Origin of the sequence: Streptomyces sp. NPDC002467, assembly GCF_042889825.1 — a bacterium.
Classification (GTDB): domain Bacteria; phylum Actinomycetota; class Actinomycetes; order Streptomycetales; family Streptomycetaceae; genus Streptomyces.
Window position 1 is genome coordinate 473,715 of sequence record NZ_JBIARJ010000003.1, and the last position, 17,299, is coordinate 491,013.

The window sequence follows — 17,299 nt, forward strand, 5'->3', positions numbered from 1 at the left end:
AGCCCAGTTCACCGAACAGATCCGATGGGAATTCCGATGGACCAAGGCAACACCGACGCGAAGAACGTACGAGTCCAGGGGGTGCGGACCCCGGCGGGACCCAGTCGGCGCCGGATCCTGATAGGGGGCGGCGTGCTGGCCGCCGGTGCACTGACCGGCGCGGGGCAGGCGGTGGCCGACGACCTGACGCCGGAGAGCGGCGAGGACGCCTCGGCCGACAGGAAGCTCACGGTTTCGGAAGGGACCAACATCGCGGCAGCCCTCTCCGCGGACCGGGCCACGCTCGCCGTCGACGTGCTGAGCGCGATCTGGGTACTCCCCTCGGCCGGGGGGAACGCCCTGCGGCTCACCGACGAACTCCAGGACGCGACACAGCCGCACTGGTCGCCGGACGGCAGCGTGATCGTCTTCCAGTCCTTTCGCGACGGCGCGTACCAGCTGTGGACGGTCGGTCGCGACGGTCAGGGGCTCAGGCAGCTGACGAAGGGCGACTACGACAACCGCGAGCCGCAGTTCTCCCCCGACGGCAAGCGGATCGCCTTCTCCTCCGACCAGTCGGGCAGCAACGACCTGTGGCTGCTGGACGTGGCCACCGGAGTGCAGACCCGCGTCACGTCCGGTGACTCCGAGGAGGGCACTCCCGCCTGGTCCTCCGACGGCAAGCGCATCGTGTGCACCGTCGACGACTCCGCCATCGACGTCGTGGACGTCGCCACCGGCGAACGCACCCGCCTGGTCGGCCCCACCCCGGGCGCCAAACTCTTCGGCCCCGCGCTGAGCCCGGACGGCACCCGCGTCAGCTACGTCCGCATCCTCGGCACGCGCGCCGACGTCATGGTGGACGACCAGGTCGTCGCCTCGGGCGAGGACGTCCACGCCCTGCGCACCTCCTGGGTGTCGGCCGGCGAACTGCTGTACACGGCGGCCGGCGGGATCCGGCGCCTTCGCCTGAACGACGTCCCGCAGAAGGTGCCGTTCACGGCCACGGTCTCCATCGCGCGCCCGAGCTGGCGGCGCACGGTCAGGGACTTCACCGCCCCGGGCGCGCAGCCCGTCAAGGGCATCGCCGGACCCGTGGTCTCACCCGACGGCCGGCAGGTCGCGTTCCGCGCCCTCAACGCCCTGTGGGTGATGCGGATCGGTCAGGCCCCCACCCGGATCACCGACGACGGATACTTCAACTCCGACCCGGACTGGTCCCCGGACAGCTCCTCGCTCGTCTACGCGAGCGACCGCTCGGGAACCGCCGCGCTGTGGCGCCAGGACGTGAAGGGCGGCGCGCCCGTCCGGCTGACCAACCTCAGCGGCGCGCAGCTGACCCCCCGCTGGTCCCCCGACGGCACGAAGATCGCCTACCAGGACGAGAACGGCGGAACGTGGGTCCTGGAGCTCGGCTCCGGGGCGGTCCGCCAGGTACTGCCGGCCGTCTTCCAGCCCGGGCGCCCCTCGTGGGCGCCGGACGGCAAGCGGATCGTGCTCGCCGCCAACAAGCCGTATTCCAAGCGGAACCGGGCCGGCCTCAGCGAGATCCTGTCGGTCGACCTGGAGACGGGCACCACCCGCTCGGAGCCGGTGGCCGCACACCGGTCGATCGCCACCCGCGGGGACGACGGTCCCGTGTGGACGCCGGACGGCAAGTACTTCGTCTGCGTCATGGAGAGCACGGCATGGCGGGTTCCGGTGGACGCCACCGGACGGATCACCGCAGGGCCCGAGCGGATCACCACCGAAGTCACCGACTCCGTGTCCGTGGACGGCTCCGGCACGCTCTTCTACCTCTCCAACGGCAGGCTGCGGAAGGTGGCGGTCAGCGGGGGGACACCGCAGTCCGTGCCCCTCGATCTCTCCTTCCGCCGGCCCGTCGCCGCCGGCACCACGGTCTTCCGGGCGGGTGCCCTGTGGGACGGCCGGAGCAGCAGCCTGCGCCGGCAGGTGGACGTCGTGGTCAAAGCGGGCCGTGTGGCCGAGATCCTCCCAGCCGGGCAGGGCCGCGGCGACAAGGTCGTGGACGCCTCGGGCCTGACCCTCATGCCCGGCCTGATCGACGCGCATCTGCACTGGCACATACGCGGCAGGCAGTGGGGCGACCGCACGGGACGCCTGCTGCTCTCGTACGGAATCACCACCGTCATCTCCCCGGGCGATCCCGCCTATCAGATGGTGGAGACCCGGGAGGCCCTGGAGTCCGGCGCGAAGGCCGGGCCGCGGTTCTTCGGGACGGGCGACGCCCTCGACGGGGCCCGCGTCTTCTGGAACTTCGCCCGCCCGGTGGTCAGCGCCCCCCAGCTCCAGCTGGAGATGGAGCGGGCCCGTGCCCTGTCGTACGACCTCATCAAGACCTACATCCGGCTGCCCGCCCCGCTGGAGGCCGCGGCGACGAAGCAGGCCCACCTCAGGGGCATGCCGGTGACCTCGCACTACGCCTATCCGCAGGCGACGTACGGCATGGACTCCATGGAGCACACCGGCGGCGGCAACCGCGTCGGCTACTCCCAGACACAGACCCGGCTGGGCCGGGCGTACGAGGACGCCATCGGCGTCCTGACCACCGCCGGGATGCCCGTCACCTCCACGCTCATGAACTCCTCGGTGCTCCTCGCCGACGACCGCTCGCTGGTCGACGACGAGCGCACCAAGTGCTTCTACCCGGCGTGGGACTACGGCGCGCTGGTGGCGAAGGCCGATGCGGCGGGCGGCCCGACAGCGGAGCTGAACCGGGCGCTCCTCGCCGGTGGCGTCGACATGCTGCTGCGCGTCCAGCGGGGCGGCGGAACCGTGGTCGCCGGCTCGGACGCCCCCCTCGACGACCCGGCCATCTCACTGCACCAGAACCTCCGGGCGATGGTCCGGGGCGGCTTCACCCCGTACGAGGCCCTGCGCACCGCGACCGCGAATCCTGCCCAGCGGATGGGGCTGGGCACGCAGCTGGGCACGGTATCGGTCGGAGCGCTCGCCGACTTCGTGTGCGTCGAGGGCGACCCCCTCAGCGACATCAACGCGGCGGCCAGGGTGCGCAGCGTGGTGGTGGGCGGCGTCGCCCGCACCGTCGCCACCCTGATGGAGCCCTTCACATCCACGGCGGCCGGCGCCGCGGCCGTCGCGCCCACCAACCGCACCGTCCGGTCCCTGGTCTCCGCGGAGGCCCAGGACACCCACGGCTGGCACGACCCGCGGCCGAACGCGACGGGCTGCCTCTGCTGAGGCGCGCGGGCACCGCGTGCGGACACGTCCCGGGCGGAGGGCGGTCTCACCTCAACGTGCCGGCCACCGGTGACCCGGGCAGTGGCGGGGTCGTTGGGCGGGGCACGAATGCCATGAAGCGCACCCTTTCCGCCCGGGTCCGCACCGGCGGCGCCGGCCTCGTGCTCACCCCCGTCGCCGCCCCCGCCGACGAGCCCGCCGTCCAGGGCCTCCGATCACCCAGCGCGTCGGCGAGATCGTCGACCACCCGACCCATACCGTCAAGGACACGAAGACGGTGCTGGGCGCGACGACCGCGGCGGCCGGCCACGGCCCTGTCCGCGCTCCCCACGACCCCGAAGGTCGGCGGACCTCAGCCGGTACGGGTGACCAGGACCAGCGGGATCTCGCGGGGCGGATGCCGCCCGGTCCCAGCCACACCGCACGGGACGAGCCGTCGTCGGCGGTCACTGCGCAGACGACGTCTGCGCCGGACTGCCACGACGGCGCCGCGCTCGGCGAGTTCGGCCGCCTTGCGCGGGCTCGGGTTCCGCACCGTCACGGGGTGACCGTGCTTCGATCCGGCGACCACCGGAAGCACCGCTGCCACCGTCGCCCACTGAGCTGACCGGCAGGGCCGTCGGGCCGGGGCTCAGCCGGACGGCCCGGCCGGACGGCCCGGCTGCGCGGCGGGGCTGACGCCATGGCCGGCGCGCCTGCCGATGGTCGCAGCGAGGGGCGGGTCGGTGCGCCCGTGTGGCAGGAGGACGTGATGCTGTCGTCCCACTGCGTACGCGGCCGTGTCAGCGTTCGCGCTTCATGATGCGACGCGCTGCCTCGGCCTCGGCCGCGGGTGGAGACAGCTCGTCGAGCGTGTCGAGCTCGTCGTCCGATTCCAGCTCTCGCTCCCAGGCTGCCACGAGTCGCTCCTGATCCTCGCGAGGTCGGTTCGTGAAGGCCTCCCGGTGATGCGGGTCCAAGGCCGCGAGGAATCGTCCGACCGCGTCCGTGGGCATGCGGTACTCCTTCTCGCCGTGGGGGAGGAGCGGCAGCAACCGTGACGCCGCGCCCGGCCCAGGATGACGAACCAGGCCCCACGCCCACGGGTCGACACGGCACGCCGTCACTCGAATGCCGGCGCAAGGGCTCCCGCCAGGACACCGCTGTTCGGCGGGCAGCAGGTGGACCCGGCACAGGCTCGGGGCCGTGGGGTCGCGCCGGACCCGCCAAGGGTTTTGGACGGTGCGTCCGGTGTGGAGGGCGATCACGTGACCGGGGGGAGATCAGGAAGGTCTTTCTCGTGGCGGCGGGCGCCGGACGCGGCCCGGGCCTCCATGGTGACAGCTTCCGCATGGGCGGCACCCTGATCCGACGTCAGGGTGCCCTCAGGGTGGGGCAAGGGGCCGCCCCGATAGCCCGCCGCACAGGCACGGCGGCACGCTGAGGGCATGCAGATCGCCACGAACAACCGCACGCAGCCTGCCCTCCGCCGCATGGCCGCCGGGATCGCCTTCGCCGCCGTGCTCGGCGCCGCCACCTTCACTGCCACCGCGTCCGCCGAGGCATCGCCCACCACACCCGCGTACGACTTCAGCGACTGCCCCGCCATCCCCGCCGGCGTCGACGCGACCCACTGGAAGTGCGAAGTCCTCACCGCCACCGGCTCGTTGACCCTTGGCAACCGCACCCTCCCCGCGCTGGCCCCGATGACCATCACCCATGCCGAGGGCCCCCTCCCCGACGGCACGAACGGCCAGGTCTGGGGCGCCCTGCGCGGCGGACCGACCTCCGTGCCCGGCGGGATCCTCGGGGGGCCCGCCGGCGCGCACAACCCGCGGATGGCCCTGTCCCTCCAGCCGGAGTACGGCGGCCGCTCCGACTTCTACTCCGTGGGCAACAACATGGGCCTGTTCACCCTGCGCTTCCGCGCAGTCAGCCCCGCCCTGCCGGACGGCTGCGTCATCGGCGGCGACACCCCGATCGAGTTCCGCCTCAAGCGCTCGGGCAGCGCTCAGTGGATCTCGAAAACCCCGCCGGTCATCAAGTTCGACGCGTACGACAACACCTTCACCACCCCGGCCGCAACCGACTGCGGCCCCCTCGGCGCACTCGTCAACAACCGCCTTGGCCTCCCGGCCACGACGGGGAACTCGATCAACCTCTCGGCGTACTACACCTTCAAGACGTACGACCAACTCCCGCCCCGCGCCTAAGGGTCGTGCGGCGGGCCCGACGCGGAGCGCGATGCGGGTCCCCTCGGGAAGGACCACGGTCCGGGGCCCGCGCTCGTGCCGCCTTCACCCGAGCAGTCTGCGCCGTCGCCTCCGTCGCTGCCCCTGGTCTTGGTGTCGACTCCGCCTTCCCGCCCGCTGCGGCGGCCGAATCGCCGGGTCGGGGTCAGGGGGTGGTGTCGCGCGTTCTCGGGCGGCTCGGGCGGCTCGGGCGGCTCGGGCGGCGGCCTCGGCGGCCTCGGCGGCGAGCTGGGCGTGCATGTGGACGTCGCCGAGACCCGCTGCCTGGCCGGCGAGAACACCATGTACCGGCGTGCCCCGGGGAAGCCCACCGACCGGACAGACCGGGGATGGAACAACGGACGAAAGTGACCTCTCAGAGGACGGTGCCGGCTTTGACCACGTGTCGGAGGTGGCGCTGGGGGTTGGTGAGGGCGGTCAGGTCCGCCAGGGGGTCGCCGTCGATGACGAGGAGGTCGGCGTGTGCGCCCGGTGCGAGGGTGCCGATTTCGCCCTCCATCCGCAGCAAGCGGGCCGCCGTGCTGGTGGCGGAGCGGATCACGTCGGCGGCGGGCTGAACCTGGGCGCGCAGCGTGAACTCCTCCAACTGGGCCGAGTGCAGCGGTCCGAGGAGGTCGGAGCCGTAGACCAGGTTGACTCCGGCCCGGTGGGCTCTCTCCAGGGCGGCCAGTCCGTGGTCGCGGACTTCGGTGAGCTTGCGATGGGACGACTCGGGCAGGCCGGCCTGCCGGCCGAGCTCCGCCGTCCGCTCGTAGGCGATCAGGGTCGGCACCAGGAAGGCGTCCCGCTCCAGCAGAAGGTCGACGGTTGCGTCGTCGATCAGGTTGCCGTGTTCGACGCAGCGCACACCGGCACGCAGGGCCCGGTCTATGGCGCGCGGGTGGTAGGCGTGCACGGTGACGTACCGGTTGTGGTTGTCCGCCTCTTCCACGGCCGTGCGGACTTCCTCCTCGCTGTATTGAACGGCTGCTATCTCGTCGTGGGGCGAGGCCACACCGCCGGAGAGCAGCACCTTCAGATGGGCGGCTCCCTTTCGGAACTCGTCACGGGCCGCCGCGCGGACGGCGTCCACGCCGTCCGCGATGCGGGCGAAGTTCGGCCGGTTCTCGCAGCAGGGCGCCGAGTCGTCCCCCAGGGGGCGCAGGTCGCCGTGGCCTCCGGTCTGTGAGAGTGCCTTTCCGCCGTGGATGAGCCGGGGGCCGAGCGCCAGCCCTTCGGCCAAGGCCCGGGCCATGCCGTGGTCCGCGCCGCCGACATCGCGGACGGTGGTGAAGCCGCGGCGCAGCATCCGTTCGGCCTCGGCGAGGGCCCGCACGGTCAGGTATCCCGGCGTCCAGGAGGCGATGGAGGGCAGGTCGAGGGAGGTGACCAGCAAGTGGACGTGGGCGTCGATCAGGCCGGGCAGCACGGTGGCGCCGGCGGCCCTGAGCACCCGCACGTCCTTTCCGGCACCCGGCGGGCGCCCGGTGCCGGTGGCGGCGATCCTGCCGTCAGCGACCTCGATCCAGGCCAGGTCGGTACGGGTGCCGGTCTCGGGGTGGAGCAGGTGGGCGTCGGTGATCAGTAACCGGCTCATGGCGGTGGTCCTTCCGCGACCTCGTTTCAATACGACCTGTATTGAATACACCATGTATCGTGATCTTGTGAATTCCTTGCCGGCCGAATCAGCCGCTCCCCGCCCTCCGCGGCGCCGCGTCCACACGAGAGCCCGCATCCTGTCGGCGGCGGGCGGGCTGTTCCTGTCCGCGGGGTACGCGCGTACGAGCATCGAGGACATCTGCACCGCGGCCGGCTACACCCGCGGAGCCTTCTACTCGAACTTCGCCACCAAAGAGGACCTGCTGCTGGCGCTCTTCGACGAGCAGGCTGCCGAACGGATGGCCGAGCTGGAGCGACTGGCCGCCGTGGCCGGGCAGTTGGCGCCCGGGGAACGGGCGCAGCGCCTGGTCGAGGCGCTGCTGCGGGTCGAGGAAGCCGAAACCGGATGGATCCTGCTCTTCCTGGAGTTCCGCCTGATGGCCGCCCGTACGCCAGGGCTCGCCGAGCGGGTCGCCGCACACGACCGTACGGTGACAGCGGCCGTGGCGGTTCTGCTGGTGCGGGTCCTGCCGGAGCTGGTACCGGACGGTGCCGCGGCCGAGCAGGCCGCCGAGGTGGTCCTGGCCGCACGGGAGGGCCTGCTCGCCCGTACGGCCGCAGGCGGCCCGGCCGCTGAACAGCTGCTGACCTCTACGGCGGCAGTGCTGGCGGGGCTCCTGGGCTGACGCAACGGAGGGGCGGCGCCCCGTCGCATACGGGTGCTGCCCTTCACCGCATCCGGATTCCTCTGAGACCGGGGCACTCTGCCGGCCGGCAAGCGGAAGACTCCTGTGAGTCTTCGTTGTCGATCGCCACGGCAGTGTGTGCGATGGATCGCCGGCCGCTGCCCGAACACGTCATGGGGGCTGCCTACAGGCGGCAGCCCTCCGGCACGAGGATCGGGCTGTTCGCCGGGTTCCCTCTTCATTGGATACCCGGACGGGGTCAGGACGGGGGCGCGGGCTCGATGGTGAAGAGGTCGTCGGTGCCGGCGATCTGCAGCAGGCGGGTGAACTGGGGGTTGGGGGCGGCGAGGTAGAGACGCCGGCCGGTGTCCTCGGCGATGGTGCGTGCGGTGAGGAGGGCATTGAGGCCGGAGGAGTCGCTGAAGGTCAGGTATTGGAGGTCCACGCAGACTTCATGGGGGCGCGCCTCGCTTTGGAGGGCGGTCAGGAGTGCCTGGCGGAAGTCGGCGGCGCGGACGATGTCCATCTCGCCGTGCGGACGGACCACGGTGACCCCGCCGATGTCCTCGACCTCGATCGTCTCGCTGCCGCCGTCTTGGGTTTGCACCCTTTTCTCCTCTCAGGTCTGCGGCGGCCACGCTATGTCCTGCCGGCGGTGGTCGGGCGGCGCGCCGCGTGCGGGAGCGGGAGTCCGGCGGCCGGGCGCGTGACCCGCCAGTCTGGCGGCGGCGTGTACTGGCCGGTGGCATGCATCTGCCGCCAGGAACGCCGCTGAGGACGGCGGCGCGCTTTGGGCTTGCTCGTCCCGGGCACGCACAGCGGCCGCCCGGCCGGGGCCACCAGGCGTCGGCGGGGGAACCGCGCCCGGCGGAGGGGGGATCAGGCGGCGGCGAGGGCGATCTCGGTGGCCTCGACCAGGGCGACGACGGATGTACCAGCTGCGAGGCCGAGGTCCTTGACGGCGTCGGCGGTGATCGCGGCGGTCAGGCCGCCGCCGTTGAAGGCGTCGACTTGGGGTTGCTGCCCATCTCGCTGCGCCGGTGCCGGGTGTGTGGGGCGGACGAGGACGGCGGTGAGGCGCGCAGTGTGGTGGTCGTCGAGCCGGCCTGTCGGTGACGTGGCATCTGCCGGCCTGTGCCCGGCGGGGTCCTCCAGCTGCCAGTCGAGGTATTGCCTGCCGGGGAAGTAGGGGCAGGCGTCGCCCGGCCCATGGTGATCACGATGTCCGAGGCCCGCACCGCCCCGGTGGTCAGGACCTTCGGGGTCTCGGTGAAAACACGTGCTGATCGCGGCGATGGCCCGCTCCGCCCGCCGACCGGCGGGCGAAGCGGGCCATGCCGCGTACGAGGGGCCGTGTCCGTCATGCCGATCGTGCGGATCTTGGCGAGTATGGAGATGACGAACCCGGCCGGCTGGGTCGCCGGGTGTGTGGCCGCGATCGGAGACCTGTGGCGGCGGACGACACCACTTCCAGCCTGGGCCCCGTCCTCCACGAGGGACATCTGGCCCAGGCCGGGGAACTGCCGCGACTCATCGAGGCCGCTGCCCGTACGGCAGGAGCCGACGGGACCTACGTGTACGTCGCCGACCTGCAGCAGATCCGGCTCGTCGCGCTTCCGCAGGAAGGGATGCCGGGAGACGAGGAGATTCTGGACATCGACTCCTCGCTCGGTGGCCTCGCCTACCGTACCCAGACGGCCCGGCGGACACGGGACGGGTCGACGGCCTACCTGCCGATGATCGACGGCGTCGAACGGGTGGGAGTCCTCAAAGTCACCGCGCCCCGGCTCGATGCCGACGTCCTGCGCGCCTGTGAACACCTGGCCGACTTGGCCGCGCTGCTGATCGTTGCCAAATCCCTGCACAGCGACACCCTGATCATTCGCGAGCGCGCTCAGCCGATGAGCGTGCAGGCAGAGCTGGTCTGGGCCTTCCTGCCGCCCCGGACCATTGGCACCCGCGATGTCACTTCCTCCGCCGTGCTGGAGCCCGCCTACGAGATCGGCGGGGACGCCTTCGACCACAGCCTCACCGACAGCGCTCTCCACCTGACCCTGCTCGACGCGATGGGGCACGACCTCGCCTCCGGCGGCGCCAGCGCCGCGGGACTGGCCACCTGCCGGTCGATCCGTCGTTCCGGCGGCACCCTGCCGGACATCGCCACCGCCATCGACCGCGTCCTGGGCGAGTGGATCCCGGACCGTCTCATGACCGCCGTCATCACCCACCTCGACATTCGTACCGGCAGGCTCTCCTGGATCAACTGCGGCCACCCGGCCCCGCTCCTCATCCGTGAGGGCCGAGTCGTACCCGATGCCCTGCAGCGGAAGCCTCAACTCCCGCTGGGTCTCGGGTTCCACATTTCAGAGCCACCCGTCTTGCACCAGCAGCGACTCCAGCCGGGCGACCGGATCCTCCTCTACAGCGACGGCGTCACCGAGGCACGCTCACGCGACGGAGACCTGTTTGGCGAGCAGCGCCTCATCGACGCCGTTCTCCGTTCCGATGCGGCGGGCGATCCCGCCCCCGAAACCCTGCGCCGCCTCGTCCAGAGCCTCCGAGTCCACCAAGACCACCGGCTCCGCGACGACGCCACCCTCCTGCTGGTCGATTGGCACCCCGTGGCCCCCTGACCGGGGTGCGCCCAGCACGCGTTGGGCGTCGGGCGAGGCGCCCAACGTCGCGCGTGATTCCCGCTCCACCACCGTGTGGGATGCGGTACGGAGCAGGTCCGTACTCACCTTCCGGACCGACGGGAGCAGCGTCCCTTGTCTGAGTTGAGGCCACCCTGGCTTCGCTGATCTCTCCCCGGGACGGGCCGGTCAGCAGGACTGCTCGTACTCGATCTGGGTGAGCGGGTTGCCGTCGCCGAAGTCGAAGGCGCGTTCCCTGCCCGACTCGGAGAATCCGCACTTCGTGTAGAAGCGGCGGGAACGCGGGGTGTCGCGCAGCGTCCAGAGGTGGACCCGCGTGAAGCCGGTCTCGCCGAGGTGACGCAGGGTCGCGGTCATCAGGACGGTGGCGACGCCACTGCCCCAGCCATCGGGGTGGGCGTAGCAACTGTGGATCTCGGCAAGGCCCGGCCGGTTCTCGGAGGGACCACAGAAGGAAAGGGCGAGGGGGCGCCCGTCGTGGAGAGCGAGGAGAACCGTTTCCCGGCCGTGCCCACCCGCGAGCCGCGCGTGCCATCGCCCACGTCTGTCCCGGACGGCTTCCGCGGCGAATTCCGGTGCGAAGAAGGGGGCGTACGCCGCCTCCCAGGCCGCGGCGTGGATCTCACCGAGGACGTCTCCGTCCTCGGGTACCGCGAGACGAATGTCGATCACCGCGTCACTCCCGTCACCGATCGTCGGTCCGCGCGCCCTGGCCGCGGTAGGCCTGTATCCCGCGATGAGGATGGCACAGCGGTCTGACACGCTCGTGGCGCCGGCAATGCCGGCAGATCAAGTCCTGGTGGGAGGTCGTGCGGCGATCCGGCGTCGATGTGTCGGGGCACGCCATCACGCTGCGGCCGGTGCCGTGGCAATGACGCGCCGGATTACGGGGAACGTGTTGCCGAAGACCGGTGGGGGAGAAGTCAGTCCGTGTTCGCTCGTTGCGGCGGGTCGCAAGAAGCAGCCTGCAGAACGCCGCTTTCGGTGGTCTGCAGGCTGCTGGTGTCCGGGTCGATGCCAGTGGCGACCCGGCGCCGGCCCGAGTACGGGGGAGCAGCTGGCCGTCGACGTCGTCGCGTGGCTGCTCGCCCCGCGTCAGGATCACGGTTCCTCTCGGCGGGGTGCCTCGCTGAGGCGCGCGCACCGGGGGCGCCGCGGGGGGTCCGCGTCAGGAAGGTCAGGGGCCGGGCGTGGGGTGGACCGGGCAGGTCACCGGCCCGTGGGCCTGCCCGAAACCAGCCGGGACGCCTCGACCTCGGCCCAGACGGCTTTGCCGTGCTCATGGATGCGAGTGCCCCAGCGGTCGGAGATGCGCCCCACGACGTAGAGCCCGTGGCCGCCCGGGATTCCCCGCTGCGGTGACGGGTTGGGGCGGGGCGGCGTCGTCGTGCCGTCGAAGACCTCGATCCGCAGGACCTCGCCGGCCGTGAGCGCGAGTTCGATGCAACCACCCGCGTGCAGTGATGCGTTGGTCAGCAATTCGGACACGAGGAGCAGGACGTCTTCGGAGGTCTCGGTCCCGTCCCAACCCCAATCCTGCAAGGCCTGGTTCGTGAAGTGCCGGCCCTTGGCCACGTGGCCGCGGACGCCGGACAGGGAGAGTCGGCGGCGCTGTTCCGCGACGGACAGCCCGGCGCGCGGCGGATCACCCATTTCCGGCCCGCTGGTTTCCACTGCGGTCTCTCACCCCCACCGTTGGCGCTGATCGCTGTTGAGCAAGCCCGTGCAGTCTAGGCGACCGCCGCTCTCAAGGAGTCATGTGCAGCCGCAGAGTGAGGCTGTCGGCCGAGGCGCGGATCTCCACCAAGTCGCACAACTGATGGATCATCCACAGGCCCCTGCCTCCATGGGGCGACGCCAGCGAGGGGCGGCCGCGCCCTGCCAGCGGATCGGCCAAGTGGCCGCCGTCACGGATCTCGGCGACGACCCCGGAATCGGCGGAGTCCCACAGTCGCAGCGTGCCCTTTCCGGGCCCGTGGGAGAGGGAGTTGGCCGCGGCCTCGCTGACCGCGAGGACGAGATCGCCGCGCCGCGCCGCGTTCAGGGTCGTGCCGCGGGCCCAGGTCTCGGTGTACTCGCGCACCTCGCCCAGCTGCCCGTGCGCGTACTCGAGCCCCGGGCCGGCGCCCGCGGGTTCCGGCAGGGGGAGATCGCAGTCGGCGCATACCACCGAGGCATCGGCGTAGTCCTCGCTGAGCCGGTCCTCGCCCTTCTCGATCAGCGTGGGGTGGGTGCGCCGGGCGTCGGCCACCACCGCCTCCGGCAGGCCCACGATGTCGTACGGGCACAGGATGGTGGCCCGCCGCCCGGCGAAGGCGGTGTTGATGAGGGCCTCGTGGCGCGTGGCTTCCAGTACCTCGGCCCGGGTACGGCCGGGCCAGATCGGCTCGCCCACGATCCGGGCGGGCCGTCCGTCGTGCCGGTCCGCGAAATCCCGCAGGGCGGCCAGGATCCGGCCGGGGTTGCGGCCCAATCGCGTCATGTCCGTCCACATGACCTCGGCCGCGCCCGTGTCGAGGCTTTCCCGCAGGGCGTCCAGGCGCGGACCGGGTACGGCCACGAGTACGGGCTCGTCGGCTGCGAGAGCAGTGCGTATGAACCTGCCGACCCCTTTCAGGTACTCCGCCTGGCCTCGGTAGAAGAGGGCGGGGTGGACGAAGGCTGCGGGGACGGTGGACGAATGATGGTCGATCATGCTGCGACCTCCAGCGCGGCGCATTCGTCCGGGAAGATCTCCGCCACCTTGCGGAGCGAGTACGGCGGGTGGTGGAGGAGCAGGCGACGCCCCTGCCCGTTGACGGTGGCCGTGGCCCGCACCACGGCGGCGACCGCCGCCGTGTCCAGGAAGGCCACGGCGGAGAGATCCAGGTGGACGATCCGGCCGGGGATCCGGGTCACGACACCGAGCGCCGCGCAGAGGAGCGGCCGGGTGTCGAGGTCGCAGCTGCCCCTCAGGAGGGCGCCGGGGCGGTCGCGCAACGGCTCGGCGGTCAGCGCCGTATCCGTTCCGGGCCAGGCGTGCATGCACCGCGATACCGCGTCCGCCCAGCGCGCGTCGTCGTAGAGCGCCTGCGCGCCTTCGGGCGGGAGGGCCCCGTCGTACGGGTGAGGGGATGCCATGGCCGCTTCCTACTCCGACAGCATTCCGGTGCGCAGACGGGCCAGGGTTCGGGACAGCAGGCGCGAGACCTGCATCTGTGAGATGCCGAGTTCGGCGCCGATCTCGGCCTGGGTCCTGTCCCGGCCGAAGCGGAGGTGCAGGATCAGCCGGTCGCGTTCGTCCAGCTTCTCCAGCAGCGGCGCGAGGGTGTGGAAGTGCTCGAAGAGTTCCATGGCCGGGTCGACGGCGCCGAGCCGGTCCGCCAGTGGCGTCACCCGGTTCGCTGCCGCAGGCTCGTCGCTGTCGGCGGTGTCCAGGGACCCGCTCGTGTAGCCGTTCGCGGCGACCAGCCCCTCGATGACCTGCTCTTCTGGCAGGTCGAGGTGCTCGGAGACCTCCTTGACCGTCGGTGCGCGGCCCAGGACGTTCGTCAGGGCCTCCTGGGCCTTGGCGAGCTCCGTGCGCAGTTCCTGGAGCCGGCGCGGTACGTGGACGGCCCAGGTGGTGTCGCGGAAGTACCGCTTGATCTCGCCGGTGATGTAGGGGAGGGCGAGCGTGGAGAACTCGACCTCGCGCTCGGGGTCGTAGCGGTCGATGGCCTTGATCAGGCCGATGGTCCCCACCTGGACGATGTCGTCGATGTCCAGGTTGCCGCCCCGTGCACGGGCGCGGAATCGCCGCGCGGCGAACTGGACGAGCGAGAGGTTCATCTCGATCAGGGTGTTGCGGGCGTACTGGTATTCGCGCGTGCCCTCTTCCAGGGCGCGAAGCCTCCTGAAGAAGAGCTTCGAGAGCTCGCGCGCGTCGGCGGGAGCCATCTCCGCGGCGTTCTTCACCTCGGGCAGTGCCACGTTCGGCGTGGGGGTCCCCGTCGTGCCGGGCGCGGCGGGTGCGTTCTGCTCGTCTGTTGCGTGAGTGGCGCTCACGGCGGTGGCCGAGTGAGACATGGTGGCCGTTCCCTCCCGATCGACTGACGGCTGCCCGGCCGCTTCTGCCCCCTCGATCCGGTCTTACACACTCTCGTCGAAGATCGTGTGGAAGATCTTGTGTACGGTTCCGTCGAACAGGGGGGGGTCGGCCACTCCGGCCAGTGTGCCGCGGCCAGGGCCGCCCCGTTCCGTCGATGAGCAGGCATACTCCCATGCGGAGGCCGCACAGATGACGATCCGGGGAGGCGCGGAGATGACCGGAGCAGAGGACGCGAACCGCGAAGGCGTGGTCGGGCACGGCTACCTGGCGGGTGCCGGGTGGGTGGTGGCCGCGCGCGGCGAGCTCGACCAGGACACGCTGGGCCCTCTGGAGGAGGTGCTCGCCGCCGCCGTGGACCAGCATCGGATGGTGGTGCTGGACGTCGGCTCCGTCACCTTTGGCGACTCGTCGTTCCTGAACCTGCTGCTGCGGCTGCACCAGCTGACCACCCTGCGCATCGCCGCTCCCGGCGATCAGCTGCGCCGTCTCTTCGCCCTCACCGGCGCCGACACGGTGCTGTCCCTGCACCCGACCGTCGAGGACGCGGTCCGCGCGTCATGACGGGCGCGTTCCGCCGTGTCCGGCAGGCCGGCCGCTGTGTGCGGCGGGCCCGCCTCCGGGGCGGAAGCACGCGGTGATCGCCTTGCCGCCGTGGACCGCGTGGACGTCCCACGAGTCGGCCAGGGTGGCGACGATCCCCAGCCCCCGGCCGCCCGTGGCATCGGACTCGGGCGTGCGCGGTCCGGGCAGCCGGGGATCGGAGTCCGCGACGCTCACGTGGAGGCAGTTGCCGTCCCACGTCAGTACCAGCGCGGCGGTGCTCGCCGCGTGCAGGTGGGCGTTGGTGATGAGCTCGGAGACGCTCAGGAGCACGGAGTGCGCCGTGTCCGGGGCGGAATCGCTCCACGGGAGCGACGCCAGGTGCCGGGCGGTCCACCGCCTCGCCGCCCGCACTCCCTCCGAAACCGGGAACGCGCGTGCCCAACCCACTGCCTTGACGGCCAATGTCGTCACCCCACTTCATCGTTGTGTCGTTCGTCACCGGTTCGTCTACCCGACTCCTGGGCAAGCACCCGCTGCTTGCGCGGCAGTCCACGGAAGCAGCGACTCCGAGTGATCGCTTGTGCCTTATGGTCCATTCGGTGGTGCCGGCCCGTCCGTGCGCCGGAGCGGTGGATGTCTGGAGTGAGGTGGGCGGGATGGCCGGGAGGACGGACGCGGAGTCACCGCGCGGGTCGGCTGCGCTTCAGCCCGGGGTCGGGATCGGTGAATCGGAGCTGCGCCTGCTGCTGGCAGGTTTGACAGCCGTACGGGACGGGGAATTCCGTGCCCTTCCCGATGTGGCGTACGTCTAACGGGAGGGTGTAGGACTCACTCGGGCACCTGATGAACGCGGCGGCCGTGGGCGCCGGGGAGCTGGACGCCCAGCTGGACCGCCTCCTCGCCGAGAGCCGTTCCGACACGGACGACGACACCTGCGTGATCGGCATCCAGGTCGGCTGACTCCACCACGAAACATCACCTCCGCGGCACTCCACGGGGGCTCAGGAGCGGACGTCACGTGGTCAGCCGACCCCAGAGGACGTGCGGATCAGCGTGGGGGAGGGGCACGGCTGCCACGGCGGGGCCGAGTCGTCGGCAGCCGCACCACGAACCGGGCGTCGGGCCCGGGGGCGGCCGGACACCAGCCGAGGGAATCACCGTTTGGGATCCGCGCGAGTGAACAGACGGGAATGAGGGGGCGCACTCCCCTGCCCGTCGAAGCAGGGGGCCGCGCTCTGCCCGGCTGTCGGTCCGCCCTCTCGCAGAATCGAGTCGTCATGACCTTCCGGTCCTCCGTCGGCGAACACGACCTGACCCGGACGATCGAGATCCATCACCTCCGGACACGGTTGCGCTTCCCTCTGCGGGCCACGTTCCGGTGGTGCCCCGACGCTCCGCTGGAAGCCGAGGTCACCTTCCACACGGGGGCGGACCGGTCCGACGTCGTTTGGGTGATGGGCCGGGACCTCCTTGCCCGTGGCGTCCGCACGCTGACGGGAGAGGGCGACGTGTGGATCCGGCCCATGGCCGGGCCCGGGCGGATGGGGCAGGTGCTGCCGCCCGAGGTCAAGAGGCCGGGCCTGGAGCGGATCACCCCGGCCGGGCCCCCTGATTTCGGTGCGCCGTGGTCGAGCCGGTGCTGGGGCGGGTTCAACTGCTTGCGATGCGTCGGGGCCGGCCCGTCCGCAGACGTTCGGCGTCGATCTCCGCCCACACCACCTTGCCGTGCGCATGGGGTGTGGCGCCCCAACGGTCGGCGAGGCGGCGCACTATCTGCAGGCCGTGCCCGCCCGGGGTACCGGTACGAGACGAGGGCGGCAGCCGCGGCAGGTCGCCGCAGCCGTCGTAGACCTCGACGCGGAACACGTCCCCGGCGCGGAGCATGAGCTCGTGGCACCCGTCGGCGTGCAGGCCGGCGTTGGTGACGAGCTCGGACACGACCAGGAGCGCGTCCTCGGCGGTCGCGCGATGGTCCCACCCCCAGTCCTCCAGCGCCTCGCGCGCGAACTCGCGCCCTCGCGCCACCTGTCGGCGGGCACCGCGCAGCGAGAGTCGGCGGCGTTGGCGGATCGCCGGGCCCCCGGCTTCCGGTCCGATGGTCTGCACTGCCCTCTCACCCGTTTCTCTCTGTCGCGTCATCTCGTGGTGCGCTTGTACCCGCCCTGTCGAAACGGACACTCGGAGTGCGTGCGCCGCGTCACCGGCACGTGGGCGAGAGCGGAGAGCCGCCGTCCCAGGCCCGACATCGGGGAGGCGGCAGTGTCCGAGGACGCATGCCCGCCTGGTCACGGGGCATGCGCGGGACCAGTCGGGGCCCGCCGCGGCGCCCGTCCGTCC

17 protein-coding genes and 2 pseudogenes are annotated in these 17,299 nt (G+C 71.7%); 6 read left to right on the forward strand and 13 right to left on the reverse strand.

The genetic code is table 11. The features are described 5' to 3' along the window. Positions 1-36 precede the first annotated feature (36 nt). Positions 37-3,201 carry an amidohydrolase family protein gene (locus ACFYYJ_RS08660; RefSeq protein WP_389130032.1) on the forward strand — a complete coding sequence of 1,055 codons (3,165 nt, stop codon included), beginning with the start codon at positions 37-39 and terminating at the stop codon, positions 3,199-3,201. Positions 3,202-3,553: 352 nt separating this feature from the next. Here the strand turns inward: ACFYYJ_RS08660 and ACFYYJ_RS08665 are convergent, their stop codons facing one another. Both ACFYYJ_RS08665 and ACFYYJ_RS08670 read right to left on the reverse strand, forming a co-directional pair. Further along, positions 3,554-3,742: a hypothetical protein gene (locus tag ACFYYJ_RS08665; protein ID WP_389130036.1), complete on the reverse strand. Its 189-nt coding sequence runs from the start codon at positions 3,740-3,742 to the stop codon at positions 3,554-3,556. Between the two features lie 241 nt (positions 3,743-3,983). Next, a complete protein-coding gene (locus ACFYYJ_RS08670) occupies positions 3,984-4,196 on the reverse strand; it encodes a hypothetical protein (RefSeq protein WP_389130039.1) in 213 nt (70 codons plus the stop codon). 432 nt (positions 4,197-4,628) lie between these two features. Here ACFYYJ_RS08670 and ACFYYJ_RS08675 point away from each other — a divergent pair, with 432 nt between their 5' ends. Beyond that, on the forward strand, positions 4,629-5,393 hold the full coding sequence (locus ACFYYJ_RS08675) for a hypothetical protein (protein WP_389130042.1): 765 nt from the start codon (positions 4,629-4,631) through the stop codon (positions 5,391-5,393). Positions 5,394-5,787: 394 nt separating this feature from the next. Here the strand turns inward: ACFYYJ_RS08675 and ACFYYJ_RS08680 are convergent, their stop codons facing one another. After that, on the reverse strand, positions 5,788-7,008 hold the full coding sequence (locus ACFYYJ_RS08680) for an amidohydrolase family protein (protein WP_389130045.1): 1,221 nt from the start codon (positions 7,006-7,008) through the stop codon (positions 5,788-5,790). A 67-nt stretch (positions 7,009-7,075) separates the two neighbouring features. Between ACFYYJ_RS08680 and ACFYYJ_RS08685 the strand changes: the two genes are divergently transcribed. Next, complete coding sequence (locus ACFYYJ_RS08685; RefSeq protein WP_385125360.1) at positions 7,076-7,696, forward strand: TetR/AcrR family transcriptional regulator; 621 nt, start codon at positions 7,076-7,078, stop codon at positions 7,694-7,696. Positions 7,697-7,955: 259 nt separating this feature from the next. On the opposite strand, the gene ACFYYJ_RS08690 is transcribed toward ACFYYJ_RS08685, so the two are convergent. The 3 genes and pseudogenes from ACFYYJ_RS08690 to ACFYYJ_RS08700 form a co-directional block, all read right to left on the reverse strand. Then, positions 7,956-8,303 carry an STAS domain-containing protein gene (locus ACFYYJ_RS08690; protein WP_389130050.1) on the reverse strand — a complete coding sequence of 116 codons (348 nt, stop codon included), beginning with the start codon at positions 8,301-8,303 and terminating at the stop codon, positions 7,956-7,958. 272 nt (positions 8,304-8,575) lie between these two features. Next, entirely contained in the window at positions 8,576-8,851 is a 276-nt protein-coding gene (locus ACFYYJ_RS08695; RefSeq protein WP_389130503.1) for a TOBE domain-containing protein, read from the reverse strand. Continuing rightward, a pseudogene (locus ACFYYJ_RS08700) lies at positions 8,834-8,964 on the reverse strand (phosphotyrosine protein phosphatase); the annotation flags it as partial. The pseudogene ACFYYJ_RS08700 and the gene ACFYYJ_RS08695, both read right to left, overlap by 18 nt. Positions 8,965-9,144: 180 nt before the next feature. Here ACFYYJ_RS08700 and ACFYYJ_RS08705 point away from each other — a divergent pair. Then, the gene (locus ACFYYJ_RS08705; protein WP_389130053.1) at positions 9,145-10,329 is read left to right on the forward strand and encodes a PP2C family protein-serine/threonine phosphatase; all 1,185 of its coding nucleotides are present in this window, start codon (positions 9,145-9,147) and stop codon (positions 10,327-10,329) included. 189 nt (positions 10,330-10,518) lie between these two features. On the opposite strand, the gene ACFYYJ_RS08710 is transcribed toward ACFYYJ_RS08705, so the two are convergent. From ACFYYJ_RS08710 to ACFYYJ_RS08730, 5 genes are all read right to left on the reverse strand, one after another. Next, entirely contained in the window at positions 10,519-11,022 is a 504-nt protein-coding gene (locus tag ACFYYJ_RS08710) for a GNAT family N-acetyltransferase (RefSeq protein WP_389130056.1), read from the reverse strand. Positions 11,023-11,559: 537 nt separating this feature from the next. Further along, positions 11,560-12,003 carry an ATP-binding protein gene (locus ACFYYJ_RS08715; protein ID WP_389130059.1) on the reverse strand — a complete coding sequence of 148 codons (444 nt, stop codon included), beginning with the start codon at positions 12,001-12,003 and terminating at the stop codon, positions 11,560-11,562. Between the two features lie 94 nt (positions 12,004-12,097). Next, on the reverse strand, positions 12,098-13,045 hold the full coding sequence (locus tag ACFYYJ_RS08720; RefSeq protein ID WP_385360510.1) for an anti-sigma factor RsbA family regulatory protein: 948 nt from the start codon (positions 13,043-13,045) through the stop codon (positions 12,098-12,100). Further along, entirely contained in the window at positions 13,042-13,470 is a 429-nt protein-coding gene (locus ACFYYJ_RS08725) for an STAS domain-containing protein (RefSeq protein ID WP_389130064.1), read from the reverse strand. The genes ACFYYJ_RS08720 and ACFYYJ_RS08725 overlap by 4 nt, the downstream gene beginning before the upstream one ends. A 9-nt stretch (positions 13,471-13,479) precedes the next feature. After that, positions 13,480-14,397, reverse strand: a complete 918-nt coding sequence (locus ACFYYJ_RS08730) for a SigB/SigF/SigG family RNA polymerase sigma factor (RefSeq protein WP_389130067.1) — start codon at positions 14,395-14,397, stop codon at positions 13,480-13,482. Positions 14,398-14,632: 235 nt separating this feature from the next. Here ACFYYJ_RS08730 and ACFYYJ_RS08735 point away from each other — a divergent pair, with 235 nt between their 5' ends. Next, positions 14,633-14,980 (forward strand): STAS domain-containing protein, encoded by a 348-nt coding sequence (locus tag ACFYYJ_RS08735; RefSeq protein ID WP_389130070.1) that lies wholly within the window; start codon positions 14,633-14,635, stop codon positions 14,978-14,980. Here ACFYYJ_RS08735 and ACFYYJ_RS08740 read toward each other — a convergent pair. Then, a complete protein-coding gene (locus ACFYYJ_RS08740) occupies positions 14,975-15,433 on the reverse strand; it encodes an ATP-binding protein (protein ID WP_389130073.1) in 459 nt (152 codons plus the stop codon). The two genes, ACFYYJ_RS08735 and ACFYYJ_RS08740, sit on opposite strands and share 6 nt — an antisense overlap. An 806-nt stretch (positions 15,434-16,239) precedes the next feature. On the opposite strand from ACFYYJ_RS08740, the pseudogene ACFYYJ_RS08745 reads away from it, so the two are divergent. Beyond that, positions 16,240-16,491 (forward strand): annotated as a pseudogene (locus tag ACFYYJ_RS08745) (SsgA family sporulation/cell division regulator); the annotation flags it as partial. Between the two features lie 121 nt (positions 16,492-16,612). Here the strand turns inward: ACFYYJ_RS08745 and ACFYYJ_RS08750 are convergent. After that, the gene (locus ACFYYJ_RS08750; RefSeq protein WP_385360521.1) at positions 16,613-17,068 is read right to left on the reverse strand and encodes an ATP-binding protein; all 456 of its coding nucleotides are present in this window, start codon (positions 17,066-17,068) and stop codon (positions 16,613-16,615) included. Positions 17,069-17,299: the final 231 nt, after the last annotated feature.